Source organism: Phenylobacterium sp., assembly GCF_004799395.1.
Taxonomy (GTDB): Bacteria; Pseudomonadota; Alphaproteobacteria; order Caulobacterales; family Caulobacteraceae; genus Phenylobacterium.
Map to the genome: position 1 here is coordinate 1 of NZ_SSMZ01000299.1, position 2,476 is coordinate 2,476.

The 2,476-nt window shown below is 64.3% G+C and carries 3 protein-coding genes; all 3 read left to right on the forward strand.

Going from position 1 to position 2,476, the window contains the following annotated elements; genetic code table 11:
- Positions 1–230: 230 nt before the first annotated feature.
- Positions 231–1,007, forward strand: a complete 777-nt coding sequence (locus E8A12_RS19275) for a GNAT family N-acetyltransferase (protein ID WP_293371828.1) — start codon at positions 231–233, stop codon at positions 1,005–1,007.
- 174 nt (positions 1,008–1,181) lie between these two features.
- A complete protein-coding gene (locus tag E8A12_RS19280; RefSeq protein WP_293371830.1) occupies positions 1,182–1,907 on the forward strand; it encodes a hypothetical protein in 726 nt (241 codons plus the stop codon).
- Positions 1,908–2,136: 229 nt separating this feature from the next.
- Positions 2,137–2,476, forward strand: a 340-nt coding sequence (locus E8A12_RS19285) for a hypothetical protein (RefSeq protein ID WP_293371832.1), incomplete at its 3' end; no start/stop codon positions are given.

Genomic DNA, 2,476 nt, shown 5'->3' on the forward strand with positions numbered 1-2,476 from the left:
CACGCCCAAGGCCATTGAAGTCACGGGCATTACCGGCACGAGTTGCGAGCCGCTCGTCCCTTCGGCCCATGGCGGTCCATAGGACAGGCTACCCGAGCGCGTTTCCATGGTGTGGTTCGTGAGGAGTCCGCTTCTGGGCGCGTAGCCAAGGACCGCTTCCGACCCTTAGCGGACATTGGGCTGGCCTGTGCTAGGCAGATCCTCAGCGCAGGTGACGCGCGGGGGCCGAGATGGACGAAATAGCTGAGCTGCACCGCCGAAGCGCGCGCGCCTTGGTGGCGCTGATGAACGGAGCTCCGGACGCGGAATTCCATATTCGGGCCGGATGCGCGATGGGGCTCAGCGGGGAAGATACGGCCGATCTGAACATGATCTTGCTGGAAGGCGCGGAGACCACGGCGCGGGAATTCCTCGCGGCCTCGATGGACACGGCCGCGCGCAAGAGATTGCCGGTGCTGGTGCAGATCGCCCCGGCCCTAGCCGAGGCTTTGGCTTCCGATGCGGCGGCTCACGGGCTCACGCAAGCCGGCGCCTTGCCGCTGATGGTGCAACGGGTCCCGGCTGACGCTCTCCCGTCGAAGCCGTGCGAAATCACTGAAGTCCGCGATCCGCAGGCAGCGGCGGCAGCAGTGGCGCTCGTGTCGGCGGCGTTCAGCCTGCCGCCCGAAATGGTTGCGCGCGCCTTGGGGTCGAGCGCCCTGGCGGAAACCGGCTGCCGGTTCTACCTGGCGAGTAATGACGGTGTCGCGGCGAGTTCGGTGGCCGTGACCCGCGAGGGGAAGGTCGCCGGGGTATGGTGCATGGCCACACCGTCGGAGCGACAAGGGCAAGGATGGGGCCGCGCACTTTTGTCCCGCGCCATCGACCGGCTCCGCGACGACGGCGTGGAACGATTTTACCTATTTGCGACGGCGGCGGGCTTCCCGCTGTATCGGAGCTTGGGCTTCGAAACGATCGCCGAGGAGGTCATTTGGGTGAAGGGCCATTCGACCCAGGCTCACGGATGATCGGACCCCCTTGAGCCCGGGGCCAAGCCTAGCCGATAGAGGAACGCGCTTCCTTCGATCCCGCCATTCGCCGGGTCAGCTTGCGGGCGCCGGGCTTAGGACTGCTTTCGACCCATAGCGGACCTTCGGCGAGTCCGCTTACCATGTGCTCAAGCTTGATCGCTGAGGGGTCGCATGGACATTCACAAGCCGAAGTCGTGGCACGGCGTCCGCGAGTTCCTGAAGGAATACCTGATCATTGTCATCGGCGTTCTGACCGCGCTCGGCGCGGAGCAGGTCGCCGAGAACCTGCATTGGCGGGAGAAGGTTCACGAGGCCAAGACTTCAGTTCATCAAGAACTGACCATGGCGACGGTGTTGGCCGACGAGCGGATCGCGAGGCGGGATTGCTCTGACGCCTATCTCGCGGACTTGGCGGCCGCTATCACCGCTTCCCCGCCCGCGTGGCGACCGCCCACCAGCAATTATTGCGGGCTCAAAGAGGCCGGATACGTCACGGTCGGCAACCGACCCTGGCCGACCGAAGTCTGGCGCTCCATCGAGGCCGAGGGCGTGGTTTCCCACTTTGATAATCGCTATCGCGCCAGCGCGCCCCTCCTCTTCCATTTCATAGACGGTATCCAAACGATGAGCCGTCAGGAGGATTCGATCGCGCCGGAACTCGAGCCCTTGGCTGGACCACTCGTGATGACGCCCGACAGCAAGATCCACTTCCTGACCACGATCGCCAAGCTCAGGTGGATGAACAGGATGCTCGCCTTCTTTGGGGGGCAGGTGAAGGGCGGGATCGCTAACCTCGGCGAAACGCCCAGCGCGGCCGAGCTGAAGGCCATGCAAGCCCAAGTGCCGAGCCTGCTGCGAGCACCGGGTGTCATCCAGAACCCGAGCACAGCGCCCTGAGAGAGCCGACGTCCGTTGTCGCGGTCGAACTCCAAAGCGCGGTGCAGGAGGCCGACATCCGCTTCCGACCCTTAGGCGGCCTTCGGAATGTCTGCTCTCGTGAGAGTCGGGTGAACGTCCGCCGTACCGCTGAGCGCAATGTCCGCGTTCGCCGCCTGCCGACGTTGCCAATACTGACCCGGCGAGTGAATCTGAGCTTTGGTCGATCGGCGCGGGGAGGCGCAACACCGTGTCACTTTCTGACGTCGCTTCTATCGGCACGCTTCTGAGCGCAATCGCGGTGCTGGTTTCATTAATCTTCCTGTACTTTCAACTTCGGCAGGTCAGCGCTCAGGTCAGGCAGACCGAACGCAACCAGCGATCCATCATCAACCAGGGCGCGACCACGCGCAGCATGCAGACCAACAGCTGGCTCTGTGAGCCGCACATGAGCGAGCTGCTCACCAAAGCGATGTCAAACCCGCTTGGCCTCGGCTTCCAGCGCCGCCTTGGCTTCCTTGATCTTGGCGATCCGCCGGGTCTTGTCGGCCACCCAGTCGGGCATCTCATCGCCGCGCGCTTCGCCCAGC